Annotated in this window: 20 protein-coding genes, 3 tRNA genes and 3 pseudogenes; 19 read left to right on the plus strand and 7 right to left on the minus strand. The window is 66.4% G+C overall.

Annotated elements, in window-relative coordinates:
- Positions 1-229: 229 nt before the first annotated feature.
- The 5 genes and pseudogenes from OUO20_RS20465 to OUO20_RS20485 all read left to right on the plus strand — a co-directional run bounded on the left by OUO20_RS20465 (position 230) and on the right by OUO20_RS20485 (position 7,342).
- Positions 230-1,270, plus strand: coding sequence for a universal stress protein (locus tag OUO20_RS20465; RefSeq protein ID WP_056392273.1), 1,041 nt, complete (start codon positions 230-232; stop codon positions 1,268-1,270).
- A gap of 63 nt (positions 1,271-1,333) precedes the next feature.
- Positions 1,334-4,176: pseudogene (locus OUO20_RS20470) on the plus strand (PEP/pyruvate-binding domain-containing protein).
- Between the two features lie 60 nt (positions 4,177-4,236).
- Positions 4,237-5,352 (plus strand): LolA family protein, encoded by a 1,116-nt coding sequence (locus OUO20_RS20475; protein WP_268003477.1) that lies wholly within the window; start codon positions 4,237-4,239, stop codon positions 5,350-5,352.
- A gap of 45 nt (positions 5,353-5,397) precedes the next feature.
- Positions 5,398-6,468, plus strand: a complete 1,071-nt coding sequence (locus OUO20_RS20480; RefSeq protein ID WP_268002532.1) for an ABC transporter ATP-binding protein — start codon at positions 5,398-5,400, stop codon at positions 6,466-6,468.
- Positions 6,458-7,342 carry an ABC transporter permease gene (locus OUO20_RS20485; RefSeq protein ID WP_056392266.1) on the plus strand — a complete coding sequence of 295 codons (885 nt, stop codon included), beginning with the start codon at positions 6,458-6,460 and terminating at the stop codon, positions 7,340-7,342. Before OUO20_RS20480 ends, OUO20_RS20485 begins: the two co-directional genes overlap by 11 nt.
- A gap of 66 nt (positions 7,343-7,408) precedes the next feature.
- Here the strand turns inward: OUO20_RS20485 and OUO20_RS20490 are convergent, their stop codons facing one another.
- The 5 genes and pseudogenes from OUO20_RS20490 to OUO20_RS20510 form a co-directional block, all read right to left on the minus strand.
- Positions 7,409-8,887: a C40 family peptidase gene (locus tag OUO20_RS20490; RefSeq protein ID WP_268002533.1), complete on the minus strand. Its 1,479-nt coding sequence runs from the start codon at positions 8,885-8,887 to the stop codon at positions 7,409-7,411.
- A gap of 192 nt (positions 8,888-9,079) precedes the next feature.
- Positions 9,080-10,000: a cation diffusion facilitator family transporter gene (locus OUO20_RS20495; RefSeq protein WP_134165195.1), complete on the minus strand. Its 921-nt coding sequence runs from the start codon at positions 9,998-10,000 to the stop codon at positions 9,080-9,082.
- Between the two features lie 10 nt (positions 10,001-10,010).
- Entirely contained in the window at positions 10,011-10,439 is a 429-nt protein-coding gene (locus OUO20_RS20500; protein ID WP_268002534.1) for a metallopeptidase family protein, read from the minus strand.
- Positions 10,440-10,448: 9 nt separating this feature from the next.
- Positions 10,449-11,338 (minus strand): annotated as a pseudogene (locus OUO20_RS20505) (DMT family transporter).
- Positions 11,339-11,511: 173 nt separating this feature from the next.
- Positions 11,512-12,528 (minus strand): PHP domain-containing protein, encoded by a 1,017-nt coding sequence (locus OUO20_RS20510; RefSeq protein ID WP_018771707.1) that lies wholly within the window; start codon positions 12,526-12,528, stop codon positions 11,512-11,514.
- A 164-nt stretch (positions 12,529-12,692) separates the two neighbouring features.
- Between OUO20_RS20510 and OUO20_RS20515 the strand changes: the two genes are divergently transcribed.
- The 9 genes from OUO20_RS20515 (at position 12,693) to OUO20_RS20555 (ending at position 17,795) form a co-directional block, all read left to right on the plus strand.
- Positions 12,693-12,765 (plus strand) — tRNA-Glu (locus tag OUO20_RS20515).
- A gap of 89 nt (positions 12,766-12,854) precedes the next feature.
- A tRNA-Asp gene (locus OUO20_RS20520) sits at positions 12,855-12,928 on the plus strand.
- Positions 12,929-12,976: 48 nt separating this feature from the next.
- A tRNA-Phe gene (locus tag OUO20_RS20525) sits at positions 12,977-13,052 on the plus strand.
- A gap of 691 nt (positions 13,053-13,743) precedes the next feature.
- Positions 13,744-15,339, plus strand: coding sequence for a glycoside hydrolase family 68 protein (locus tag OUO20_RS20530; RefSeq protein ID WP_018771706.1), 1,596 nt, complete (start codon positions 13,744-13,746; stop codon positions 15,337-15,339).
- A gap of 198 nt (positions 15,340-15,537) precedes the next feature.
- The gene (locus OUO20_RS20535) at positions 15,538-15,987 is read left to right on the plus strand and encodes an Asp23/Gls24 family envelope stress response protein (RefSeq protein ID WP_026266136.1); all 450 of its coding nucleotides are present in this window, start codon (positions 15,538-15,540) and stop codon (positions 15,985-15,987) included.
- A complete protein-coding gene (locus OUO20_RS20540) occupies positions 15,984-16,175 on the plus strand; it encodes a membrane protein (protein WP_018771704.1) in 192 nt (63 codons plus the stop codon). Before OUO20_RS20535 ends, OUO20_RS20540 begins: the two co-directional genes overlap by 4 nt.
- Positions 16,172-16,552: a hypothetical protein gene (locus OUO20_RS20545; protein ID WP_268002535.1), complete on the plus strand. Its 381-nt coding sequence runs from the start codon at positions 16,172-16,174 to the stop codon at positions 16,550-16,552. The genes OUO20_RS20540 and OUO20_RS20545 overlap by 4 nt, the downstream gene beginning before the upstream one ends.
- A complete protein-coding gene (locus OUO20_RS20550) occupies positions 16,549-17,187 on the plus strand; it encodes a hypothetical protein (RefSeq protein ID WP_268002536.1) in 639 nt (212 codons plus the stop codon). The genes OUO20_RS20545 and OUO20_RS20550 overlap by 4 nt, the downstream gene beginning before the upstream one ends.
- Entirely contained in the window at positions 17,184-17,795 is a 612-nt protein-coding gene (locus OUO20_RS20555; protein WP_018771701.1) for a hypothetical protein, read from the plus strand. The genes OUO20_RS20550 and OUO20_RS20555 overlap by 4 nt, the downstream gene beginning before the upstream one ends.
- Positions 17,796-17,880: 85 nt before the next feature.
- Here the strand turns inward: OUO20_RS20555 and OUO20_RS20560 are convergent.
- A pseudogene (locus tag OUO20_RS20560) lies at positions 17,881-19,681 on the minus strand (glycoside hydrolase family 13 protein).
- A 140-nt stretch (positions 19,682-19,821) separates the two neighbouring features.
- Here OUO20_RS20560 and OUO20_RS20565 point away from each other — a divergent pair.
- The 5 genes from OUO20_RS20565 (at position 19,822) to OUO20_RS20585 (ending at position 24,477) form a co-directional block, all read left to right on the plus strand.
- Complete coding sequence (locus OUO20_RS20565) at positions 19,822-21,114, plus strand: ABC transporter substrate-binding protein (protein ID WP_018771699.1); 1,293 nt, start codon at positions 19,822-19,824, stop codon at positions 21,112-21,114.
- Positions 21,115-21,270: 156 nt separating this feature from the next.
- Positions 21,271-22,158, plus strand: coding sequence for a carbohydrate ABC transporter permease (locus tag OUO20_RS20570; RefSeq protein WP_442781102.1), 888 nt, complete (start codon positions 21,271-21,273; stop codon positions 22,156-22,158).
- Positions 22,155-23,054: a carbohydrate ABC transporter permease gene (locus OUO20_RS20575; protein WP_018771697.1), complete on the plus strand. Its 900-nt coding sequence runs from the start codon at positions 22,155-22,157 to the stop codon at positions 23,052-23,054. The genes OUO20_RS20570 and OUO20_RS20575 overlap by 4 nt, the downstream gene beginning before the upstream one ends.
- Positions 23,051-23,299 carry a hypothetical protein gene (locus tag OUO20_RS20580; protein WP_026266133.1) on the plus strand — a complete coding sequence of 83 codons (249 nt, stop codon included), beginning with the start codon at positions 23,051-23,053 and terminating at the stop codon, positions 23,297-23,299. Before OUO20_RS20575 ends, OUO20_RS20580 begins: the two co-directional genes overlap by 4 nt.
- A 125-nt stretch (positions 23,300-23,424) precedes the next feature.
- Complete coding sequence (locus OUO20_RS20585; protein ID WP_018771695.1) at positions 23,425-24,477, plus strand: LacI family DNA-binding transcriptional regulator; 1,053 nt, start codon at positions 23,425-23,427, stop codon at positions 24,475-24,477.
- 4 nt (positions 24,478-24,481) lie between these two features.
- On the opposite strand, the gene OUO20_RS20590 is transcribed toward OUO20_RS20585, so the two are convergent.
- A complete protein-coding gene (locus tag OUO20_RS20590; protein ID WP_018771694.1) occupies positions 24,482-25,372 on the minus strand; it encodes a hypothetical protein in 891 nt (296 codons plus the stop codon).
- Positions 25,373-25,394 lie beyond the last annotated feature (22 nt).

Consider the following 25,394-nt stretch of genomic DNA (forward strand, 5'->3'; position numbering starts at 1 on the left):
ACGTTTCTGATGACATGAAGGCGCTTTCCCAGCCGCTCCGGAGGGCCTGTGGATAACCCGGCCTACCCGCCCCTGAACAGGCTTGCTAAGCCTTGGGGGACGGAGAATAGTGGGAATCGGGAACGGCCCTTTTCCTGCCGGTGCCGCTGGGGGCCGGGATGCACGGGGAGTGGTCCGTTTTCTGGCAGAATAGCCGCAACATCAGGCGTATCGCGAGGAGGCGGCCCCCATGGGCTCACGAGAGTTGCACCCGGACCAGGCCCGGGACGGTGGTGGTGCGTCACCCGCTCCCCACGGCATCGTGGTGGGCGTGGACGGTTCGGACCATGGCCAGTGCGCCTTGGTGTGGGCCGCGCGGGAAGCCCAGCGCCGCCGTCGTCCGCTCCATATCGTCACCGCCTATTCCGTGCCGATCTTCGCCGCGTCCGGACTGGACGGAGGCTATGCCACGGTGGACGATTCCGTCATCCGTGAAGGTGCCGAGGCCATCGCCAAGCAGGCTGTTGAAAAGGTTTCCGCTTACGACATTGATGTCAGTTCCTCCGTAGAGAACGGCGACGCAGCAGGAGTCCTGCTGGAAATCTCCGAAACCGCGGAACTCCTGGTGGTGGGCACCCGCGGCCGCGGCGGCTTCGTGGGCCGCCTCCTGGGATCGGTCAGCAGTGCCCTGCCTGCCCATGCAAAATGCCCCACCGTGACGGTCCCCTTGTTCTGTTCGGACCGGCTCGGTGAAACCACCGAGGACCGCCGCGTCAAGGCGGAGCAGGCCAAGTCCGGCCACCGGCTGGTGGAGAACGTGGTGGTGGTCGGTGTCGATGGCTCCGAGCAGGCACGCGTTGCCGTCCTCGAAGCAGCCGACCAGGCCGAACGGCTGGGTGCCTCGCTCCGCGTGATCTGTGCCGTCCCCCAGTACAGCGGTTCCCTGGCCTGGGTTCCCGCACCCATGGACCGGAAGGCATTGTTTGACGATATCCGGGTCACCCTGGAGGCCGGCATGGCGTGGCTCCGCAGCCACTACCCGCACCTGCGGGCTGACTACGAGCTGAAGGACGGTTCGCCGGTGGACGTGCTCGTGGAGGAAAGCCGGCACGTGGAACTGGTGGTGGTGGGTACCCGCGGCCGCGGGGGCTTCACCGGAATGCTTCTGGGCTCAACGTCCGATGGCGTCCTGCACCATGCAAAGGGCCCGGTCATGGTGGTCCCGGACCGGGAAGACCCCCGCCTGGCGGACCGTGCGCGGTTCGGTCCGATCCTCGGCGACGCCGCCTAGCCGGCACCGGACCAACAGCAAGGCATCCCCGGAATACCGCCGCTCGGATAAGGAATCTGGGACATGGAGCAGCCAGGGCTGTCAAAAGTCGGCACCAGCACGGACGCCGGGCTGGTGCTGGACCTGCGCCGGCTCGACGCCGGAATGCTGGGCTTGGCGGGTGGCAAGGCAGCCAACCTTGGAGAGCTGTTGTCCGCAGGGTTGCCGGTCCCGGAGGGTTTCTGCCTCACTACCGCTGCATACCGGCAGGCAACCGGCGCCCCCGACTCCCTGCCTCCCGCGCTGGCCGGGGTTTATGCCACCCTGGGGGACGCCGCCCGGTCCGGCGTTACGGAACCGCATGACGTGGCAGGGCTGGCTGAAACAGCCCGTGCCGCGATCCTGGCACTTCCGCTTCCGGCGGCGGTTTCCCGCGAGGTGGAACAGGCGTACGCGGCCCTGGGACCCGATGTTCCGGTAGCGGTCAGGTCCTCGGCCACCGCAGAAGACCTGCCATTCGCCAGCTTCGCCGGGCAGCAGGACACCTACCTCAACGTCGTCGGAGTGCCTGCCCTGCTTGAGGCCGTCCGCAACTGCTGGGCGTCGCTGTGGACGGACCGGGCAACCGCATACCGGGCAAGCCTGGGGATCGATCCGGCCGGCGTTGCGCTCGCGGTGGTGGTCCAGCGGATGGTGGACGCGGACGCCGCCGGCGTCATGTTCACGGCGAACCCCTGACCGGCCGCAGGCGGCAGATCGTTATCGATGCCAGTCCCGGCCTGGGCGAGGCCGTCGTCTCAGGCGCCGTCAATCCGGACCACTTCGTGGTGGACGCCCTGACCGGAAGGGTCCTGGAACGGAAACTGGGAGATAAGGGCGTGGCGGTACGCCCCCTTCCCGGTGGCGGGACGCAGACCCTGAAGGTTCCCGCAACCAGCAATGCAGCCTGCCTGACGGACAGCCAACTGGCTGGACTGGCGCGCCTTGGCCTGGAGGCCGAGGATCATTTCGGCGCCCCGCAGGACACCGAGTGGGCCATCGACCGTACCGGGGCCCTGTGGCTCACCCAGTCCAGGCCGATCACCACCCTCTACCCCGTCCCGGAGAGCAACGGTGCCGCGGGCAGGGTCCCCCAGGGCAGCCCCGCCGCAAGCGGTACCAGGGCGTATCTCTGTTTCAGCCTGGCCCAGGGGCTTACCCGCCCGCTGACGCCCATGGGCCTTGCGGCGCTGCGGCTCGTCGCCTCCTCCATCGCCCAGGCTGCAGGCTTCCCTGTTCCGGACCCCCGTGGCGGACCGTCGCCCTATGCCGAGGCCGGGCAGCGGATCTACGTCGACTTCACCACTCCCATCCGCAGCACCGTGGGCCGGCGCCTTGTACCCCGCGTCTTCGACATCATGGAGGCCCGGACAGCAACGGTCATGCGGCAACTGTTCGACGATCCCGCCTTTTCGGTGACCACGAGGACGCCTTTCGGGCTGCTGCATCACATCGTTCCCGTCGCAGCCCGCGCCAAGGTTCCCGCCACGCTTCTCCGGGCGCTGGTCCGGCCCCGGGCAGCGCTCCGGCGGCTGGACCGCTTCACGCGCGACTTCGAGGCATCCCTGGGCTCCGAAGACGGTGCCGGCGCGCCGGCACGCCTTGACCACGCCGAATCCCTCCTTGGGCAGCGCCTGTTCCCGATTGTTCCGGCAATTCTTCCCCTTCCCGCCTTGGGGTTCGCCATGCTCGGCGTTGCGGGAAGACTGCTGGGTGGCAATGCCTGGGCTGAGCTGCAGCCCGTGATCCGTGGCCTGCCCAACAACATCACCACCGAAATGGACCTGGAGCTATGGCACCTTGCCAAGGAAATCCGGGAAGACGTTCAATCACGAACCGAACTCATGGCCGGCGATCCCACCGTCCTGGCAGCCGCGTTCCAGGCCGGACAGCTGCCCGCACGCCTCGATGCGGGCCTCACCCGGTTCCTGGACGAGTACGGCCACCGGGCAGTGGGCGAAATCGACGTTGGCCTGCCGCGATGGTCCGAAGAGCCGGCACACATCCTGGGCATCCTCGCCAATTACCTCAGGCTAGAGGACCCGGCCCTGGCGCCTGACGCACAGTTCAGCAAGGCCGTGGAGGACGCGGAAACGCAGGTGGACCGGCTCGTTGCCCGCGCCGCCGCACGCGGCAGGATCCGGGGAAGGCTGGTGCGTGCCGCGCTGCACAGGGCACGGCTGTTCGCCGGCCTGCGCGAGCTGCCAAAGTACCAGCTGGTGACCGGCCTCGGGGAAGTCCGCCGGCAACTGCTGCTGGTGGGCGGGGAGCTGGCCCGGGCGGGCGTCATCGAACAGCAGGACGACGTGTTCTTCCTGGACTTGGTTGAAACCAGGCAGGCCTTGTCCGTGGACGCCGACGGCGGAGCGCCCGTCCAGGACTTTCGCGCAATCGTGGCCGGCCGCCGCGAGGATTACGCCCAGGAGCTCAGGCGCCGGCATATTCCCCGGGTTCTGCTCTCGGATGGAACCGAACCCGAAGCGGTGCGCACCGCCGTCGGCGTCACCATGGAAGGAATGCTGACAGGCAGCGCAGCCTCGGCAGGAACAGTGACCGCTGCCGCGCGCGTCATCCTGGATCCCGTGGGAGCCCGGCTTGAGCCGGGCGAAATCCTGGTTGCCCCTTCCACGGACCCCGGCTGGACGCCGCTGTTCCTCACTGCGGGCGGGCTGGTGATGGAAATGGGCGGAGCCAATTCCCACGGCGCAGTTGTGGCACGGGAGTACGGGATACCTGCGGTGGTCGGAGTCGCGGACGCTACCGGGCTGATCAGGACCGGCCAACAAATAACGGTCGACGGCGGTGCGGGCACCGTAGTGCCGGAACGGCCCGGCCGGCAGCAGGATGGGGGCGCTGCGGGTGACACCGATCCACCTGCACCGGCGTAGTCTTTACCTATGGGCTCCAACACGCTGGATTCCAGCGGACCGTCGCAACGAAACAGCACAATGAACCGCCGGGCATGGCTGCGGTGGCTGCCCGCCGTCGCGGCTCCGCTGGCGATCGCTGCGGGCGCCTTGGCCGGCTCCCTTCCAGCCGGTGCCAGCAACCCACTTCCGGCCAAGACGCCGGCGCAGGTCCTGGAGTTGGCGGCAAGCCACCAGGTGCACACGTTCTCAGGGACAGTGGAACAGTCCGCCGACCTGGGGCTTCCGGAGCTGCCCGCCACCGGGAAGCCATCCGGTCCCGCGGCCGCGGGGAGTGCCGCATCCGTGATTGAGTTGCTGTCAGGCAAGCACACCGCGCGCGTCTACCTGGACGGCAAGGACAACGCCCGCGTGCAGGTGATGGACCAACTGGCTGAACGTGACGTGGTCCGCCACGGCAGCGACGTCTGGTTCTATTCGTCGAAGGACAACACAGCCGCACACTTGACCCTGCCGGAGCATGCCCAGGATCCATCCCGGGCGAAGGACCATCAGTGGGCAGGTGCGATGCCGACGCCAGGCGACCTGGCACAACGCTTCCTGTCCAAGGTTGAACCGACCACGGCCGTTTCGGTGGGGCCGGACGTTTCCGTTGCAGGACGGGCTGCCTACAACCTGCTGATTGAGCCGCGCACCGACGCGACCCTGGTGGGTAAGGTGGCCATCGCCGTCGACGGTGAAAACGGCATGCCCCTGTCCGTGCAGGTGACCGCACGCGGAGCGGACACCCCGGCGTTCCGTTCCGGGTTCACCAGCCTTTCGCTGGAGGCTCCTGACCAGTCCGTCTTCACCTTTACCCCGCCTCCGGGCAGCACGGTCAAGGAACTTCCCGTTCCGGACAAGCCCCATGAGCCCGCAGACATGCACAGCCCCGACGCCATGCATCCCGGTGCCACCAAAGACGTTTCCGTAACCGGCGCCGGATGGGAGACCGTGGTGGTCACGGCGCGTGGGTCTGCTGCCGCTGCCGAGTCGCTGCTGCAGGACCCGCTGCTGTCCCAGGCCGCCGTTGCCGTCCCCGGCGGCCGGCTGCTCTCCACCGCCCTGCTCAACGTCCTGGTCACGGACGACGGCCGGATCTTCGCAGGAATGGTGCCGCCGGAGCGGCTGCAGGCCGCAGCAGCAGCGGCCCAATAAGTGTTGGGTGGACGGGGGAGTGTTGGCCGGACGGGGGCCGGCCCGGTGAGCGCGGGGTTGGTGATCGAGACCCGGGGACTCAGCAAGCACTTTGGCCGGCAGGCCGCCGTCGACAGCGTGGACCTGGCCGTCCCGCACGGGAGTGTCTTCGGCTTCCTGGGGCCCAACGGCTCCGGCAAGACCACCACCATCCGGATGCTGCTCGGCCTGGCGGCCGCATCCGCGGGGACGGTTCACCTGCTAGGCCAGGAGATGCCCGGCAAGCTCCATGATGTGTTGCCGCGCGTGGGCGCCCTGGTGGAAGGCCCCGCCTTCTACCCTTTTCTGTCCGGCGCCGCCAACCTGCACCGGCTCGACGCCGCGGGCCCGCACACCGTGCCCGCCACACGCAAAGCGAGGGTGCAGCGGGCGCTGGAGCGCGTGGGCCTGGAGTACGCCGCCGGCAAACGGGTGCACGCGTACTCCCTGGGCATGAAGCAGCGGCTGGGCATCGCCAACGCCTTGCTGTCGCCACGGGACCTGCTGGTACTGGACGAACCCACCAACGGGCTGGACCCGCAGGGCACCCGGGAAGTCCGGAACCTGGTGCGGTCGCTGGCGCATGAGGGCACCACCGTTTTCGTGTCCAGCCACCTGCTGGCCGAGGTGGACCAGATGTGCACCCACGCTGCCGTCATGAGCGCAGGAAAGCTCGTGGCACAGGGGCCCCTGGCTGAGTTGCGGCAGGCCGGCAGCACCCGGCTCCGGCTGGTAACGCCCGACGGCGGTGCGGCCCGGCAGGTCCTGGCGCGGCTGGGGCTGGTACCGGAACCTGGACAAGCTGAACCCCGACCCGCTGAACCCCGACAAGCTGAACCCGGACCCACTGAACCCGGACCCACTGAACCCGGACCCACTGAACCCCGACCCGCTCAACCCGCGCGGGCGCGGCCGGACGGCGAGACGATCGTTGCGGCCATGGTGGACGGTGCCCAGCCGCCCGCGGTGCTTCCCGAGGACGTCGTGGCGCACCTGGTCCAGGCCGGCGTCCGGGTCCGGGGATTCGCCGTCGAGCGTGAAAGCCTTGAGGACCGCTTTGTTGCCCTCACGGGGGAAGGATTCGACGTTGCCCAGTAGTGTTCCCGCGGATCTTCCGGAGGCTGCCGGAACAGCCCGGCCGGCCGCAGTGCCGCGCAGTTCCGGGCTGTCCCTGTTGGGGTCGGAGCTCAAGGTCCTGTTCGGGCGCCGGCGGACCTGGGCGCTGCTCCTGGCGCTCGCTGCCATTCCGGTCCTGATTGCCGTTGCCGTGAAGGTCTCTTCCGCGGTCCCGCCCGGGCGGGGACCCGCCTTCCTTGACCGGATCACCCAGAACGGCCTGTTTGTGGCCTTCACCGCCATGCTGGTTTCCGTGCCGCTGTTCATGCCGCTCGCGGTAGGTGTGGTGGCGGGGGATACGATCGCCGGGGAGGCGAACCTGGGCACCCTCCGGTACCTGTTGGTGGCACCGGCCGGGCGGGTCAGGCTCCTCCTGGTCAAGTACGCGGGCGCGCTGGCCTTCTGTATCGTGGCCCCGTTGACCGTCGGTCTTGCCGGCGCTGCCATTGGCGCGGCACTTTTCCCGGTGGGTCCCGTGACACTGTTGTCCGGCGGGGTGGTCCAGCCGTCCGAAGCTGCCCTGCGCATCGTGCTGATCGCTGCCTACCTGGCGGTGTCACTCGCCGGCCTTTCGGCGATCGGGCTTTTCCTGTCCACGCTGACCGTGGTGCCGGTGGGAGCGATGGCCGCCACCGTGGTGGTCTCGGTGGTCTCGCAGGTCCTTGACCAGCTTCCGCAGCTGGAGTGGCTGCACCCCTGGCTCTTTAGCCACTACTGGCTTGGTTTCGGTGACATGTTGCGTCAGCCGTTGGTGTGGGATTCCTTTGCCAGCAATGCGCTCCTGCAGGCCGGGTATATGGCAGTGTTCGGGGCGCTCGCCTATGGCCGGTTCGTCACCAAGGACATCCTGAGCTGAGGCAGTCAAGCAATCTATCCGTGGAAGTCAACCGCACCGTTCAACCGCACAATTCATCCGTGCCGCCTAGTAGCGGGCCGCGTAGGGGTAGAGGTCCATGCCCACCATGGAGCTGATGGTGGACACGGTGATGCCTTCCTGCGGGTTGAGTGCCTGCACCACCTGGCCGTTCCCGAGGTAGATGGCCACGTGGTAGAAGTTCGGTGCCGAACCCCAGACCAGCAGGTCGCCGCGGCGGGCCTGCGAAATGGGGACGTGGACCGGCGCGGCGGCATATTGCTGTGAAGCTGTGCGGGGGAGGTACTTGCCGGCTGCGGCGAAGGCGTTCTGCACCAGCCCGGAGCAGTCAAAGCCGTAGGGACCGGTACCGCCCCACTGGTAGAAGTACGGCGCGCCCACCTTTCCCAAAGCGACGGTGATGGCTGCCTCGTAGGTGCCCGAGCCGGTGGCAGGGGCAGGCGCCGGTGCAGGTGCCGGCGCAGCGGGTGCGGGTGCCGGTGCAGCGGGTGCGGGGGCAACCGGAGCAGGAACGGGGGCGGGTGCAGCCGGGGCAGGAACGGGGGCGGGTGCAGCCGGGGCAGGCGCAGGAGCGGCGGGGGCGGCAGCAGCCGGGGCAGGCGCTGCCGGTGCCGCCGGGGCCAGTTCCTGCCCGCGGCTGTTCTGGTTCGCTGCCTGATTCTGTGCTGCCTGGTTTTGGGCGGCGTTGTCCTGCGCAGCTTTTTCCTGGGCGGCCTTGTCTGCGGCGGCGGACAGGGCGGCAAGCCGCGCCTCTTCACGCTGCCGTTCCAGGGCATCCACGCGGGCCGATTCAAGGGCCACAGTGGTGTTGCGGAGCTGCGCCAACTGGTCCACCAGGATGGTCCGCTGCGCTTTCGCGTCGGCCACGGCCTTGGCCTGCGCGGCATTGGCCTGTTCCGCCTGGGACTTCCGTTGTTCAGCGGTCTTCGCTGCGTCGTCTGCGGCTTTGGTGGCGTCGTCGGCAGCTGCCGTCAGGGACCGGTAGGCGGTGGCCGCGGTGTCCGCCGCTTCGAAGGCCCGGCTGCGGCTGGCCGAGAGGGCCTCGAGCGTGGCTGCCTGCTGCAGGCTCTCGCTGCCGCTGGCAATGGTTCCGAGGGTCGGGTTCAGGCCGCCGTTGCGGTACAGGTCCCCGGCAAGCTGCCCAACCTGCTTCCGGGTCTTGTCCTGCTGTTCACGGGCGGACGAGGCTTTGGCTGATGCAACGGATGCCGCTTCGGTCCTTTGCTGCAGCTCCACCAGTGCCTCGCTGTACGAGTTGTTGGCCTGCATGGCCACGGCAAAGGCTGCCTGCTGGGCTGCGGACGCGTCGGCAAGGATGCGCTCGATGGCGCCGACCTGGTCCGCCGTGGCGGCCTCACTGGCCTTAGCCGCGGCAATGTCCTCCGGCGAAGGGATGTCAGGCGACGCCGGAACGGCCAGTGGAGCGGACGGCGCCGGTACAGCGGCTGCCGGCGTTGCCGCGGATGCAAAAAGGACGACGGCGGCGCACAGCACGGCCGTCCTGCGGCCGGATCCGGATAAAGCCATCTGCAGAGACCTCGCAACGTTAAGGCCGGGAGTGAGGTTCTGGATGTGGCACGACGATGCCCCTCAGCTGCCCCCAGCAGTCCGAGGTTACGTGACCCCCTGCACATTAGCAACAGCAGTCACATCAATAACATAAACCACAACAGTGTCATTAGGGGCGGTTTTTGTCCGGTGTGTCGTGGTCGGCCGGGGTCAGGCGTGCTGGTGCGCCTCATGCTCGGAGTGGCTGGCAGGTTCCAGCTGGAAGGTGCAGTGGTCGGTATCGAAGTGGGAGCCCAGGCAGGTGATGAGCTTGTCCAGCAACTGGTCGGCGCCGCGGGCATTGAGCACTCCGTCCTCCACCACAACGTGGGCCGAGAAGACGGGGACGCCGGACGTGATGGTCCAAATGTGGATGTCATGCACATCCGTCACACCGGCCACCGAAAGGATGTGCTCGCGGATCATCTGCACCTCCACCCCTTTGGGACTGGCTTCCAGGAGGACGTCCACCACATCGCGCAGCAGGCTCCACGCCCGCGGCAGGATCATCAGCGCGATCAGGACGGAGGCAATGGTGTCCGCCGCCTGGAAGCCGGTCAGCATGATCACTGCGGCCGCGATGATGACGGCCACGGAACCAAGGAGGTCGCCAAGGACTTCCAGGTAGGCGCCGCGGATGTTCAGGCTCTCATCCTGTGCCGTGCGCAGGATCACGAGCGACACCAGGTTGGCCACCGCACCGAGGACGGCCGCAAAAAGCATGATGTCCGTCTGCACTTCCGGCGGGGCACCGAACCGGCGGACCGCCTCCGTGAAGATGACCACGGAGATCACGATCAGGATCAGCGCATTGGCGAGGGCGGCCAGGACCTCAGCGCGCTGGTAGCCGTACGTCCGCTGGTTGCTCGCCGGGCGGCCCGCAATCCAGGAGGCCAGGAGCGCGATGGTGACACCTGCCGCGTCCGAGAGCATATGTCCCGCATCGGCGAGCAGGGACAGCGATCCGGACAGCACAGCCCCGATGATCTGGATGACCACCACGCCAAGCGTGATTCCCAGGACGGCCACAAGGCGTTTCCGGTGCCGCCCCGTGGCGGTAATCCCATGGCTGTGGCTGTGGTCGTGTCCCATGCTTACAAGGCTAGCCCCAGCCCAGCTCATGCAGCCGGTCATCGGAAATCCCGAAGTGGTGGGCGATCTCATGCACCACCGTTACGGCCACCTCGTGGATCACATCGTCCCTGGAACCGCAGATCTCCAGGATGGGTTCGCGGAAAATCGTGATCCGGTCCGGCAGCGAACTGGCGTCCCACCAGGAATCGCGTTCCGTCAGCGGAACCCCTTCGTACAGTCCCAGCAGCACGGTGTCCGGATCTTCCCCCGGCCCCGGCACGTAGTCGTCGTCGATGAAGACGGCCACGTTGTCCATGGCCCGGGCCAGCCTGTCCGGAATGCTGTCCAGGGCATCCTGGACGGCTGCCTCGAACTCGTCAGGGGACATGGTGAATTCCGGCGGTTCGTGCGGGCCGTCGGGAATGATGGGCAGTCCCGGCGGAAGGCTGGCTGGCATACCCCGACTCTAGCGCCGAAGCGGCCGCGGGCCGCCGTGGACCCGGCTCCGCCCCCGGGTGAGCCCCACCCCCACCAGGCATACCAGCCCACCCACCAGTCCCAACGCCGAGGGGATTTCACCAAGCAGCAGCCAGGAGATGAAGACCGTGGTGCCGGGGACCAGGTATGTGGTGGCGGCCAGCTTCCCGGCGTCCACCAGTGACAATGCGTACGCCCAGGTGGTGAAGGCGATGGCGGTGGGGAACACCCCCAGATACACCAGCCCCAGCGTGGCCTGCGGCGGAGCCGCCTGCACCTCGGACACCAACTGCCCGGCGAACGGCAGGCAGCACACTGCCCCCACCACGATGCCAAACCAGGTTGCCTGCGCCGCCGGGAACTTCCGCACCACCGGCTTCTGGATGATGACGCTGACTGCGGCGAGCACCGCGGCAAGGAGGCAAAGCGCCACTCCGGCCAGGTCCGCCGTCGAACTTTCCCCCGTCCGTGGCTGTCCGGAGCCGAGGGCGATCATTGCGACGCCGGCGAAAGCCACGGTGCTGCCGATGAGCAGCCAGCGCGGGAAGCCTTCCTTGAGGAAGATGCCGGCCATGATGGCCACCAGGATGGGGTTGACGTTGATCAGCAGTGCGCTGGTGCCGGCATCAAGGATGTGCTCGGCGGCGTTCAGCGCCACGTTATAGCCACCAAACCACATCACGCCATAGGCGAGGATGGGCAGCCATTCCCGTCCCCGCGGCAGCATCCGGCTCCTGAGCAGTTGCGGCACCACCAGGAAAGCCAGCACGACGGCGGCAATCGCCAGCCTGCCCAGGGTCAGCGGGCCGGGGAGAAGTGGGGGCCGATGGCCCGGATGCCCACGAACGCTGAGGCCCACAGGACCACCGTGACCACCATGGCCGCCACGCCGAGGGCCTTCACGGGCTTTCCTGCTGCAGTGGCGGACGTCAGGGGTTCATGGGCGGGGCTGGTTGGCGGCATGGGACAAATCTACGGCCGGATCGGACGCCGGGCTGGCGGAAATCGGCCATGTCGGCAGCGGTGGTAACCGTGCCTGCGCCTTCCAGGGCCTACTTCGAACCGGCCCAGGCCAGCAGTTTGTCCGCCGGCCAGGTGGTGATGATCCGCTCGGCAGGCACGTTGTTGCGGGCGGCCCGCTCGGCACCGTACTGCAGGAAATCCAGCTGCCCTGGTGCGTGCGCGTCGCTGTCGATCGAGAACAGGCAGCCTGCATCCAGCGCCAACTGGATCAGCGCATCGGGCGGGTCCTGCCGTTCCGGGCGGGAATTGATCTCGACGGCCACGTTGTGCTCCGCGCACGCGGCGAACACTTCCGCGGCGTCGAATTCCGACGGCGGCCGGGTTCCGCGGGTGCCCTCCACCAGCCGCCCGGTGCAGTGGCCCAGGACGTTGGTGTGCGGGTCCTGGATGCCGCCGAGCATCCGGGCGGTCATGGTCTTCCTGTCCGCGCGCAGCTTCGAATGAACGCTCGCCACCACAATGTCCAGGCGGTCCAGCAGCCCAGGCTCCTGGTCCAGCTGGCCGGACTCCAGGATGTCCACTTCGATCCCGGTCAGCAGCCGGGTGTTCCCGCCGTTGCTGTTGATCGCTGCCACCACGTCCAGCTGGTCCAGCAGGCGCCCGGCCGACAGCCCGTTGGCGATGGTGAGGTTGGGGGAGTGGTCGGTCAATGCCAGGTACTCCCGGCCCAGCACCTCCGCTGCCGCCACCATCAGCTCAATGGGGGAGCCGCCGTCGGACCATTCGCTGTGGCTGTGCAGGTCGCCCCTCAATGCCCCACGGATTTCCGTCCCACCGGAGGCCAGCGGCTGGGCGCCCTTCTCCCGGAGGTCGGCCAGGTAGTCGGGAACCTCGCCGTCCACCGCCTGCCGGATCACCGCGTAGGTCCGGTCGCCGATGCCCTTCATGGACTTGAGCCGGCCGGTCCGGGCCCGGGTGGCTACTTCCTCAGGGCCAAGGGGGCTGATGGCCGCCGCCGCTTTGCGGAAGGCCTGGACCTTGAAGGTGGCGGCGCGTCCGCGCTCCAGCCAGAAAGCAATCTCATTGAGCGCTGCGACGGCATCCATCCGTCCATCTTGACCCGTGCGGCGGCCCAACGGCGCGGTTTTTCGCCGATTTTGGATAATTCCTGCGGAGGCCCTATAGTTTTAGAGTCCAGTTCGGAGAAACGCAAAGGACAAAGACGGAAAGCCTCGCTTGACGCCTTTTATTTTGTTCCGAACGGGTTCTGGCCCCCATCGTCTAGCGGCCTAGGACACCGCCCTTTCACGGCGGCGGCACGGGTTCGAATCCCGTTGGGGGTACGCAAGGAACTGGTCAAACAGGCAAAAAGTCTGGTAGGCTGGAAGCCTTGAAAAAAGCGGTAGAGATACTGCGAAAGCAAGAAACGCAAGGCCCTGTAGCGCAGTTGGTTAGCGCGCCGCCCTGTCACGGCGGAGGTCGCGGGTTCAAGTCCCGTCAGGGTCGCTCTGATTGTTGGAAGAAATTCCGGCTGTCATGGTGACTAGTCACCTAGGCTCTGTAGCTCAGTTGGTAGAGCGTTCGACTGAAAATCGAAAGGTCACCGGATCGACGCCGGTCGGAGCCACCACTGGGAAGCATCAGTTCTTCGGAACTGGTGCTTTTCTTCATTTACCGCCATTGGCCAGCCGCTCTTCAAGTGCGTTCCGTGCCCTTGTCCAGGTGGATGGCCCCGGAGCAACTGTCCGGCGCCCGCCTCACCTCCGGCGCACCAACCGCGGCATCGACACGCAAAATCGAAACCGACACCCTTGGTCGCCTGCGCAACCCATATTTGCGTATCGATACGGAATATGGGCGGCGCCGGCGAATGTGCGCGTCATGCTCAGGTGGGCCGGCCTTTAGGGATCGTGCGTGCCCGGCGCCACCAGGACGAGCGGCCTGCGGCGGCGTGGCCTGCGCAACAAATCGCTTGTCTTGCCAGGAAAAAATCGAGCCCCCTGCAACATTTGATTATTGCCAAACCGATGTGGCACGCGCGCGCGTTGGCTTGCGTAAGCGCTTGCACCCTACTCGGCGGTAGCCGTTTTTGGGCTGTGAAACAGGGTTTGAACTGCATCCGGCGCCCGTTCTAGCGTGGAGCGCGGCGGAGGGAAAGCATGCTTTCCATCGGCCGCAGGGCCCCACCCAGGTCCTGATCCCCCCAGCACAACGGCGTCCCCGGCGACGCCTGAGGTGTTACCGGGCCGCGGTTGTTTTCGGGGTCATGGGCACATGCCCGTCTTCCACGAACAGTTACAACTCCGCGAGAAGAGCAAGAAATGCACAAGCACCCCCAACACCGGCTGCTGCGGTGGCGCCCTGCCGCCGCAGCACTGGCCGCAGCCGTTGCTGCCTCGGCCTTCCTGGCCGTCCCCTCTGCCCAAGCCAACGAGCCGTCGGACCCGCCGACGGTCGGGCAGCTGCCGGCCCCCACTCCCGGTTTCGCCCTCCCCACCGAGCACACGCAGGAGGCCTTCGACCCGGCGTCGGACTTCACCTCCAAGTGGACCCGCGCAGACGCCAAGCAGATCATGGCGCAGAGCGATCCCACGGTGGCTCCCGGCCAGAACTCCATGAGTCCCGACGTCACCATGCCGGAGATCCCCCAGGATTTCCCCGCCATGAATGACGACGTCTGGGTCTGGGACACCTGGTCCCTGACGGATGAAAACGCCAACCAGATCAGCTACAAGGGCTGGGACGTCATCTTCTCCCTTGTTGCCGACCGCCACGCCGGCTACGGCTTCGACCAGCGCCACTGGAACGCCCGGATCGGCTACTTCTTCCGCAAGACCAACGCCGACCCCGCCAAGGACAAGTGGAACTACGGTGGCCACCTCTTCCTGGACAACACCTCCATCGGCAACACCGAATGGTCCGGCTCCACCCGCCTCATGCAGGGCGACCACGTCAACGTCTTCTACACCGCCACCACCTTCCACGACGTGGCCGAGCGGAACGCGGGTGGCGGCGGGATCGCTCCTGACGCTGCCATCGCCAAGGCCCTGGGCAACATCCACGCTGACAAGAACGGCGTCAGCTTCGACGGCTTCGAGCACACCAAGCTGCTGGAACCGGACGGAAAGATGTACCAGACCAAGGCGCAGAACCCGGGCTTCGCGTTCCGGGACCCGTACACGTTCGCCGACCCCGCCCACCCGGGAAAGACCTTCATGGTCTTCGAAGGCAACACCGCCGGCACCCGTGGCGATTACCAGTGCAAGGGTGAGGACCTCGGCTACCAGCCGGGCGACCCCCAGGCAGAAAGCGTTGGCGACGTCCAGAACAGCGGCGCAAACTACCAGACCGCCAATGTGGGCCTGGCTGTAGCCGACAACAAGGACCTCACCAAGTGGTCCTTCCTGCCGCCGATCCTTTCGGCCAACTGCGTCAACGACCAGACGGAACGTCCGCAGATCTTCATCCAGAATGAAAACGGCAAGAACAAGTACTACCTGTACACGATCAGCCACCAGTTCACCTACGCGGCCGGCATGCGCGGCCCCGACGGCGTCTACGGCTTTGTTGGTGACGGCGTGCGCTCGGACTACCAGCCGGTGAACAACAGCGGCCTGGCCCTCGGTTCACCCACCGACCTCAACCTGCCGGCCAACAACCCAAGCGGTACCATCTCCGGGCAGCAGAACGGTCGCCAGTTCCAGGCATACTCGCACTACGTGCAGCCTGGCGGACTCGTGCAGTCGTTCATCGACAACGTCAACGGCGTGCGTGGCGGATCGCTGTCACCCACTGTCAAGATCAACTTCAGGAACGGCGTGACCCAGGTGGACCGCAGCTTCGGCCAGAACGGCCTCGGCCCGTTCGGCTACCTGCCCACCAACGTCAGGGTTGGCGGCGAAGGCCTCTACAAGTAGGACAGCCTGCACACCTGAATAGACCGCGGCTTCTGCCGCACCGCCGCTGACACAGGCGGCACCGCTCAGGCGGGAATGTCCTTGGGGGCGTTCCCGCCTGGGTCCTTTAAGTCCAGGCCGGTCGGCGGGCCGCAGAGTTTCCAGCGCATGTGCCGCACCCTGGGGATAGGGTGGAAACAACAGAAGGGGGAGTGCCTGATGGAATACCAGAACCCACAACCCGTGGTGCCAAACCGTCCTTCCGGAAGCCCGGCTCCGGGGCCGGGCCGGACGATAATTTCCGAGACTGCCGTGGCAAAGGTGGCGGGAATTGCCGCGCGGGCGGTTCCCGGGGTCTACTCCCTGGGTTCGGGCCCGTCCCGTGCCTTGGGCGCGATCCGCGACGCCGTCGGAAGTTCTGACCACGCTGCGGGCGTCCACGCGGAAGTGGGCGAAACGCAGGTAGCTGTTGATATCACCCTGGTGGCAAGCTACGGCACACCGCTGCATGCATTGGCCAATAATGTCCGCGCCGCCGTGTACCGCGCAGTTGAGGAACTGGTGGGGCTGCAGGTCATCGAGGTGAACGTCGAGATCGCGGATGTCTACGTTCCGCCGCCGGTCAAAACAACCGCGCCGTCTGCTCCCGAACGGGAGGCGCTGCTGTGAGCCTCACGATTGCAGGCACCGCCATCGGCGCCTTCGTGGCGTTCATGTCCCTGCAGTTCGGACTGTGGGGTTTCCTCGTCTCCCTGCTCTTCATGGCAATCGGAGCGCTCCTGGGCCGTGCCGCCGAAGGGAAGCTGGACCTGCGCGGGGTGTTCGATGCCATCACCGGCCGGCGCTCGTCCTCATGAGCTCGCCCGCGCCCGTTGTGCGTGGGCAGGCGCTCAGCGGCCATAACCGGATCAGCACCCAGGCCTTGACCAGCCTCGCCAAGGCTGCTGCGGCCCAGGCGTTGGGCGTCGACGCCCAGGACGTGCGGGCGGACTGGACGGACGACGACGGCCTGCTGGCTTTGTCCCTCGTCACCCCTATCGGCGTCCCGCCGTTGCAGTCCGTGGTGTCCAACCCTGCACGGGTGGACGCACTCGGCGGGTCCATCTGGGACCGCGCCGTCAGGGCCAAGGAAAGCATCCTGGCAACGGTCTCGGAATTGAGCGGTTCCCGGCTGAGCCGCGTGGACATCCGGATCAGCGGGGCAAGGATCAGTACAGAAGGGCGGGTACGGTGAGCAGCAGTGTGGAAAACCGCCCGGTGAACAGCGGACCGCGCAGAAACAACGGACCGGACATGCGCAGGGTGGTGTACCGCGAGACCCATTCCCCGCGGGCAGTGGTGTCGGTTGTTGCCGCCGCCCTTGTGCTTGTGCTGGCCGCTTACGGCGTCCTCGAATCGGGAGTGCACGCCGTGGGCCAGCCCGCGTGGCTGATTGAGCCCCAGGTGGCGGCGCAGCGGATCGTGGATCTTCCCGCCGGAACCTCGCCGCTGCTGCTTGCCGCGATCGGCGGCGTGCTCGCCATGGCGGGGCTGATCTTCCTCCTCAGCGGCATCCTCCCGGGAAAGCGCGCCCGCCATCTGCTGGCCGGCGGACGGGAGGAAGGGCTTCCGGCGGTGGTGGTGGACGACGAAGTCATCGCCTCCTCCCTCGCCCGCCGGGCACGGCTGGCCGCCAACGTCACGCCTGAACAGGTCATGGTGATTGTCTCCCAGCGGCAGGTTCTGGTGAACGTGCGGCCCACCTCCGGTGTACCTGTGGACCAGGACAGGGTGCTTGAAGCCGTCCGCGACGAGCTGGACCAGATGCTGCTGGAACCGGCGCCTGTTCCCCGCGTCAATGTCACTCCTTCGGGGGTGATCGGAGCGTGAACAGCACACCGGCGCTGCTCAACCGCATCCTGCTCACCCTGCTGGGCCTGATCCTCCTGGGGGCGGGCGTCCTGCTGTTGCTGCTGGCGGCCGTTCCTCCGGTTGCCTCCTGGTGGCACTCCTGGTCCGCCGGGGTGTGGAGCGGCATCAACCGGCTCTTTGACGCCACCCGGTTCCCCGGCCGGCCGGAAAGCTGGCTGTGGATTGTGGTGGCACTGGCGCTGCTGGCATTGATGGGCCTCATGGTTGCCTGGATTGCCCAGCAAGGAAAGGGCCGGTCAAACCTTCTGGCCGCCGAATACGATCCCGGCGACACGCCCGGCGACGTCCGGATCGGCGGCGGGGTGGCGGAACAAGCGCTGAGGCACGCCCTCGAGGGACGGCCGGACCTGGCCGGTGCCACCGTCACCACCTACGACGTCAAGGGCTCTCCCGCGTTGAAGGTGCGTCTCCTGCCGCGCCAGGGCGTGGCACCGCACCTGCTGGCAGTGGAGGTCGCCGGGCTGCTTGACGCGATGGAAGCTGTGGTGGGCAAGGAAATTCCTGTCCTTATCCACATCGGGGCGGGCGCGCGGACCCGCTTCAGCCGGGCCGAGCGGGTCCGCTGAACCCATTGCCAACCGTAGGCTGCCGCGCCCGCGGTGCCGCTGCGCCAGTTGCGCAGCGGCACCTGCCCCGCTTCATCCTTTGCAGCTATATCCGTTGCAGGTACACGGTGCAGTCCACAGGAACCTCTGTCATCCCGGTCCAGTCGTCGGCCGGTTCGGGACCGCTGGAGAGCACTACGGCATAGCCTTCGGGCACGGGGGCCGAGGCGAAGCCCATGTTGGACAGGACCACCACCTCCCCGTTCCGGAACGCCAACAGTCCACTGTCCGGTGCGTGTTCGTCCGTCCACTCCACGCTGCCGCTGCCCAGGTGCCGGGCTGACCTGAATGCAAGGGCGGCACGGTAAAGCTCCAGCGTTGAGCCCTCCTCGCCGTCCTGCTGATCGGCGGCCAGGGGGCCGAAGCTTTCCGGCTGGGGGAGCCAGGGCTCGGGAGCTTCCCTGACAGTGCTCCGGAGAAACCGAAGCCGGGTTGATCCCCTGCCCACGGCAGCGGGACGCGGCAGCCGTCCCGGCCGATCTCGGCACCGTCGGTCCGGAAGAAGGTAGGGTCCTGCCTGGCCGAGTCGGGAAGGGCAGTGTGCTCCGGGAGGCCCAGCTCCTCGCCCTGGTAGAGGTATGCCGAGCCCGGAAGCGCCAGCGCGACCAGTGAGGCGGCCCGGGCCCGGGCAAGTCCCAGGGCTGCGTCGGGCTGTTCGTCCGCGGCGCCGATGCCCTTGGGGAAAGTAGTGGGATCTTTGAGCCCAAACCGGGTGCTGTGCCGCACGGTGTCGTGGTTGCTGAGGACCCACGTGCACGGAGCACCCACGGATGCTGCCGCTGCCAGGGATGCGTCGATGGCGTCGGCCATGCGTTCGGCGTCCCAGCCGGCCAACAGGAAATCGAAGTTGAAGGCCTGCTGCATCTCATCGGGCCGGACATACCGTGCCAGGCGCTCGGCAGGTTCCACCCAGGCCTCGGCCACCATCATCCGGTCACCGCCGTATTCGGCCAGGACCCGGTTCCAGTCCCGGTAGATGGCATGGACCCCGTCCTGGTCGAAGAACGGCGACGGCGGGTACATCGGGGAGACGGCCCGGTGCGGTTCCTCGGCATCGGTGTGGGCATGCGGGGCGTCGCCCGGCAGGTGGCTTTCCAGGCGCGGAGCGGAGGTTCCTTCCACCATCGCCGCCACCCCATCCCAGTCCGGAAGACCCGCTTCCTTTACCAGGCCGTGTGCAACATCCACCCGGAAGCCGTCCGCGCCGCGGTCCAGCCAGAAACGCAGCACCGAACGCATTTCCTCCTGCACTTCCGGGTTCTCCCAGTTCAGGTCCGGCTGCTTGGCGTCGAAGAGGTGCAGGTACCACTGTCCGGGTGACCCGTCGGCTTCGGCCACGCGGCTCCAGGCCGGGCCGCCGAAGACGGACTTCCAGTTGTTGGGCGCCCGTCCGCCATCCCCGGACCCCGGCACCTCATCCTTGCCGTCCCGAAAGATGTACCGGTCCCTTTCCGGGCTTCCCGGCTCCGCCGCCAGCGCTTCCCGAAACCACGCATGCTCATCGGAGGTGTGGTTGGGAACCAGGTCCACGATCACCTTCAGTCCGCGGCGGTGAGCTTCCTGCAACATGGCGTCGAAGTCGGCCAGCGACCCGAAAAGCGGTCCACTTGCCGGTAGTCCGCTACGTCATAACCGCCGTCGGCCTGCGGCGACTTGTAGAACGGGGACAGCCAGATGGCGTCCACTCCCAGCCCTTCAAGATAAGGGAGCCGGTCCAGGACACCGCGAAGGTCGCCCATCCCGTCGCCGTTGCCGTCGGCAAACGACCGGGGATAGATCTGGTAGACAACGGCGTCTGTCCACCAGGAGGGCATTTGGCGGGGCGCCGGAACGGTTGGGTCGGGCATTTGGTTCCCCTCTGATAACTTTTTGATGTAAACGCTTGCATTCCCGACAGTCACCTTACTAGTGTGATGGTCACCACATCAACCTCACCTAGCAAGCGCACTGTCGACTTACTTGTCACTCAGCGAGGAGCTTCAAGCTAATGAAAACCCCGAGATTCCTGCTTCCGGCGGCCACTGCCGGCATCCTGGCCCTTACGTTGTCCGCCTGCGGCGGCGGAGGTGGAGGGGGTACCACGGGCGGCGGTGGAGGCAGTGACGCTGACGCCAACCTCGATGCCCGCGGCCCGATCACCTTCGTCCAGGGCAAGGACAACAACAATGTGATCCGTCCCCTCATCGATAAGTGGAATGCGGCCCACAAGGATGAGCAGGTCACCTTCAAGGAACAGACCGACCAGGCAGACCAGCAGCACGACGACCTCGTCCAGCACTTCCAGGCCAAGCAGTCCGACTACGACGTCACCGACGTGGACGTCGTCTGGACGGCAGAGTTTGCCGCCAAGGGCTGGCTGCAGCCGCTGAAGGACAAGATGGCGGTTGACACGAGTGCCATGCTTCCGGCCACCGTGAACAGTGCCACGTACAAGGGCACTCTTTACGCTGCACCGCGCACTTCCGACGGCGGCATCCTCTTCTACCGCAAGGACCTGGTACCCAATCCGCCCAAGACCTGGGACGAGATGATGGGCATGTGCTCCATCGCCAAGCAGAACAACATCGGCTGCTACGCGGGACAGTTCAGCAAGTATGAAGGCCTCACGGTCAACGCGGCCGAAGCCATCAACTCCGCCGGCGGCTCAGTCCTGGACAAGGACGGCAAGCCCAGCCTGAACACCGCTGAAGCCAAGGCCGGCCTGGGGAACCTCGCCAAGGCCTACGCGGACGGCAACATCCCCAAGGAAGCAATCACCTATAAGGAAGAGGACAGCCGCCAGGCGTTCCAGAGCGGCAAGCTCCTGTTCCTGCGCAACTGGCCCTACGTTTACAGCCTCATGAGCACTGAAGGCTCGTCGGCTGTGAAGGACAAGTTCGGCATGGCTGCCCTTCCGGGCAAGAGCGGCCCCGGTGCATCATCACTGGGTGGCCACAACACCGCAATCAGCGTGTACTCCAAGCACAAGGCCACTGCACTGGACTTCGTGAAGTTCCTGACCTCGGCCGAGAGCGAGAAGTTCTACGCTACGCAGGGCTCGCTGGCTCCGGTCCTTGGATCGCTGTACACCGACCAGGAACTTGTAGCCAAGCTGCCCTACCTGCCGGTCCTGAAGACGTCCATCGAGAACGCCGTGCCGCGTCCCGTGACGCCGTTCTACCCGGCCGTGACAAAGGCAATCCAAGACAACGCATACTCCGCAATTAAGGGAGAAAAGCCCGTGGAAACCGCACTTTCTGACATGCAGAAGTCCATCGAATCCGCCGGTGCGGGATCGTAGTTCTGCCATGGCAACCGAACTAGGCCCGACGCCGGTCAAAGCACCGGCGTCGGGCGGTACCCCCGTCCATCACGCGCCCAAGGGTGTGGGGAGGACAACAGGATCGCCAGCCAAGGACGCTGGGCATCCTGGCTGCTCGCTCCCACCATCATTGCCTTGGGCATTGTCATTGTTTACCCCATCATCAGCGCCATCGTCATGTCCTTCCAGAAGGACGCCGGCCTTGACCCAGCCACCGGCCTGTTCACCGCGGGTGGCCCGGCAGGCATCCAGAACTATGTGAACTGGCTCGCGCAGCAGTGTTCGGCGCCGACAGGCGGAACAGTCGCCTGCCCGCCTGGCACCCTGGGCGGCCAGTTCTGGTCCGCCACCGCCACAACATTTTTCTTCACCGTCGTCACGGTCGCGTTCGAAACGGTGCTTGGTTTCTGGATGGCCATGATCATGGCCCGCGAATTCCGCGGCCGCAGCCTGGTCCGCGCAGCTGTCCTGGTGCCGTGGGCCATCCCCACCGCCGTGACGGCCAAGCTCTGGTTCTTCATCTTCGCGTTCGAGGGCATCGCCAACAAGCTGTTCAACACCACCATCCTGTGGACGGGCAGCGAGTGGCCGGCCAAGTGGGCTGTGGTCATCGCTGACGTCTGGAAGACCACGCCGTTCATGGCTTTGCTGATCCTGGCAGGCCTGCAGATGATCCCGGCTGAAGTGTATGAGGCCGCCAAGGTGGATGGAACCACTGCATGGCAGCGGTTCCGGCTGATCACCCTGCCGCTGGTTAAGCCGGCGCTCATGGTGGCGATCCTGTTCCGTACCCTGGATGCACTGCGCATGTTTGACCTGCCCTACATCCTCACCGGCGGCGCCAACAACACCACCACCTTGTCCATCCTGGTCATTAACCAGATCAGGCAAGGCTTCAACTCGGCAGCCGCACTGTCCACCATCACCTTCATCATCATCTTCCTTGTGGCCTTCATCTTTGTCCGCTTCCTCGGGGCAAACGTCGTTGAACAGAGCGGCGCCACAGGAAAGGGGAAGAAATGACCACGGCAACGGCAGACGCCTCGGCGCTGCGGGCAAGGCAGGACAAGGGCCGCAAGGCTGCGCAAAACCGGGAAAAGTGGGCGCAGGGCAGGACTTACATCAGCGCGGCCATCGTGCTGCTCTGGTGCCTGGCGCCGGCCTACTGGATGGTGGTGACCGCCTTCCGCGAGGTCGGGTTTACCTACGACACGTCGATCCTTCCCACGCACGTGACCCTGGACAACTTCAGGACCGCCTTTGATACGTCATTCGGCAACAGGTTCGGCCAGGCGCTGCTCAACAGTGTGTTCATTGGTGGCGTGGTGACGCTCGTGTCCCTGCTCATCGGCGTGTTCGCCGCCTACGCGCTGGCCCGGTTGAACTTCCGGGGCAAGTTCCTGGTGCTCGGCTTCATCCTGGGAGCTTCCATGTTCCCCGGTGTTGCCCTGATCACCCCGCTCTTCCAGCTGTTCACCAACATTGGCTGGATGGGCACGTACCAGGCGCTGATCATCCCGAACATCTCCTTCGTGCTCCCGCTGACGGTCTACACCATGACCTCGTTCTTCCGGGAAATGCCCTGGGAGTTGGAAGAATCGGCGCGCGTTGACGGCTGTACCCAGGGACAGGCCTTCCGCAAGGTCATCATGCCCCTGGCGGCGCCGGCAATCTTCACCACGGCGATCCTGGCCTTCATTTCCTCGTGGAATGAGTTCCTGATCGCCAGCCAGCTGTCCAGCGACGCAACCCAGCCGGTGACGGTGGCCATTGCCAACTTCGCCGGTGCACAGCCCAACCAGATCCCGTACACGGCCATCATGGCCGCGGGCACCATCGTCACCATCCCGCTGGTGATCCTGGTGCTGGTGTTCCAGCGCAAGATCGTCGCCGGCCTTACGGCTGGTGCGGTCAAGTGACGCCCAACGGTTCCCGCCCCCGCACTCCGGGGGCGGGAAACCGCAGCCGTATGGTCCGTTCGGGCGAAGACTTCGACATCATTATCGGCTTCCTCGCATTTTGGGCCCTTGTCCTCCTGGTGGTAACCGTGTGGATGGAAGTCACAGCCCAACCGGCCCTCGGCTGGGCCCTGGGCCTGCTGGCAACACTGCTGGCGCTGTATGGAATGGTTCGCCTGCGCCGAAAGCTGCCGGCCCGCAGGTAAGGGAGCCCATGCGTCGGTTCCCCGCCATAGTTATCAATGCCTCGCCGTGGAATGCGAAAATACAGGGCGGGCGTAACGCAGGGCCTTTCGGCCCTACGCCGAAAAGGAGTTAAAGAGGGGACACGGTGGCACGGACAACGGAAAGGTCCCAGCGGGGCGGCCATAACGGCGTCAGCATCGAGGACGTGGCGGCAGCCGCCGGAGTCTCAACAGCAACTGTCTCCCGGGCTGTACGCGGCCTGCCCCGGGTCTCGCCGGCCACCCGGGAAAAAATCCTGGAGGTGGCCGGAAACCTGGGCTACGTTGCATCGTCCTCCGCCTCCGGCCTGGCCACGGGCCGGACCAAGACCATCGGTGTCCTGGCCCCGTTCGTCAGCCGCTGGTTCTTCTCCAAAGCAATTGAGGGCGCGGACCGCGAGCTGCATGCCCGGCACTACAACCTCTCCCTGTTCAACCTCGGCGGCCACGGCAGCAACCGTGAGCGGCTCTTCAGCAAGACCATGGTCTACAAGCAGATCGACGCCCTGCTGGTTCTATGTATGGCGCTCAGCCACGAAGAGATCGAGCACCTGCAGAAGATCGACATTCCGCTGGTAGTGGTGGGTGGCCACGTGGAGGAATGCCCCTACATCGGCATCGACGACTACGCCGCCGCCTCAACAGCGGTCCGGCACCTGATCGACCTGGGCCACCGGGATATTGCCCTGCTGCATGGCGACGACGAAACCGACCTGAACTTCGACGTCCCCCGGGTGCGTATCCTGGCCTTCAAGGACGTGATGGCCGCGGCCGGCCTGCCCACCCGGCCGGAATGGGACGAATGGGGGGACTTCACGGTCCGCAGCGGACAGGAAGCCTTCCGCCGCCTGTGGTCCCGTCCCGGACAGAAGCCCACGGCAATTTTCTGCGCCTCGGACGAGATGGCCATGGGAGTCATCTTCGAGGCCAACCGCCTGGGCGTCAACGTCCCCGGCGAACTGTCGGTGGTGGGCATCGACAACCATGATTTCGCCGATGCCATGGGCCTGACCACGGTTGGGCAGCGCCCCGACGAGCAGGCCGAGCTGGCCACCAAGATGCTCCTGGACGAACTGGACGGCGAGATCGGATCCGTCCACTCAGCCGTCGCGCCCCATGAACTCATCATCCGGCGCACCACAGCGCCCCCCAGGAACTGACGCGTCAGGACGCGCGGGCCAGCTGCCGGATGGGGATCCAGCGGGACGCGAGCCTGCGGTAGGCGGCCGCAGCCCCGGTCATGTCACCCTCCGCCAGGCACTCGATGCCCAGCCTGATATCCATGGGGGATTCGTCCGGGTAGACCTTGTCTGCCACGGCGCCGTAGTCCAGTTCCACCATGGAGTTGACGTGGAACAGTTCAAGCCACTCCGTCAGCTGCGCCAGGTCGTCAAGCATGTCCAGGTCCGGGGCGGCGAGGGCCAGGTTGGCCACCGCGTAGCGGGCCCGTTCCAGGGCATCGGTGATGGGCGCCCAGACCCGAACGGTGAGGATGCGCCCAGCGGCCTCCACCACATCCTTGCGGTCCGACTCCATGAACAGCGAGAACCAGCTGAACGGGATTCCCCAGGTTGACGCCCGCGTATGTACCCGGATGGATCCGTCCCGGGCCTTCACCTGGTCGATCCGTTCCTGGTGCCGGTCACGCTGCTCCTCCGGGATCAGCAGCTCGGCCAGGGGGCCATGGATTCCCTCCATCAAGGCGTTGGCCGCCAGTCCGGCGCGCAGGACAAGCTGGCTGGGGCAGTACAGGAGGACGGGCTCGGCGTCGGCGTCAGCACCGTCGTCGGGCGCTCCACCCTCCGGGGCCGGCACGGTGGTGACGCGCACCAGGTCCGTGCGCCCCGTGGGGAAGGGGTCCCCGCCGGAGCGGGTGATGCGGCCCAGCGAGGCCAGCAGCTCAGCGTTTTCGACGGCGGCACGCGGGACCGCCCGGGCCCCCGCGGCCTTGATGGCCGGACGCTGGTCCTCCGGAAAGGCTTCCAGGGGTTCGTAGACGCGCAGGGTTGAGGAAAATGGCAGGCCGGCCTGGCCCCGATAGAGGTTTCCCGTCATTACGGTCTCCTTGAATGGGTCC

The sequence above is a fragment of the Arthrobacter sp. FX8 genome, assembly GCF_026723805.1.
Lineage (GTDB): Bacteria > Actinomycetota > Actinomycetes > Actinomycetales > Micrococcaceae > Arthrobacter.

What these genes read in the sequence shown, in the direction of transcription:
- OUO20_RS20465 (WP_056392273.1), top strand. Translation starts at nt 230, where the DNA reads ATGGGCTCACGAGAGTTGCACCCGGACCAGGCCCGGGACGGTGGTGGT.
- OUO20_RS20475 (WP_268003477.1), top strand. Translation starts at nt 4,237, where the DNA reads ATGAACCGCCGGGCATGGCTGCGGTGGCTGCCCGCCGTCGCGGCTCCG.
- OUO20_RS20490 (WP_268002533.1), bottom strand. Translation starts at nt 8,887, where the DNA reads ATGGCTTTATCCGGATCCGGCCGCAGGACGGCCGTGCTGTGCGCCGCC.
- OUO20_RS20495 (WP_134165195.1), bottom strand. Translation starts at nt 10,000, where the DNA reads ATGGGACACGACCACAGCCACAGCCATGGGATTACCGCCACGGGGCGG.
- OUO20_RS20500 (WP_268002534.1), bottom strand. Translation starts at nt 10,439, where the DNA reads ATGCCAGCCAGCCTTCCGCCGGGACTGCCCATCATTCCCGACGGCCCG.
- OUO20_RS20510 (WP_018771707.1), bottom strand. Translation starts at nt 12,528, where the DNA reads ATGGATGCCGTCGCAGCGCTCAATGAGATTGCTTTCTGGCTGGAGCGC.
- OUO20_RS20530 (WP_018771706.1), top strand. Translation starts at nt 13,744, where the DNA reads ATGCACAAGCACCCCCAACACCGGCTGCTGCGGTGGCGCCCTGCCGCC.
- OUO20_RS20535 (WP_026266136.1), top strand. Translation starts at nt 15,538, where the DNA reads ATGGAATACCAGAACCCACAACCCGTGGTGCCAAACCGTCCTTCCGGA.
- OUO20_RS20545 (WP_268002535.1), top strand. Translation starts at nt 16,172, where the DNA reads ATGAGCTCGCCCGCGCCCGTTGTGCGTGGGCAGGCGCTCAGCGGCCAT.
- OUO20_RS20565 (WP_018771699.1), top strand. Translation starts at nt 19,822, where the DNA reads ATGAAAACCCCGAGATTCCTGCTTCCGGCGGCCACTGCCGGCATCCTG.
- OUO20_RS20575 (WP_018771697.1), top strand. Translation starts at nt 22,155, where the DNA reads ATGACCACGGCAACGGCAGACGCCTCGGCGCTGCGGGCAAGGCAGGAC.
- OUO20_RS20590 (WP_018771694.1), bottom strand. Translation starts at nt 25,372, where the DNA reads ATGACGGGAAACCTCTATCGGGGCCAGGCCGGCCTGCCATTTTCCTCA.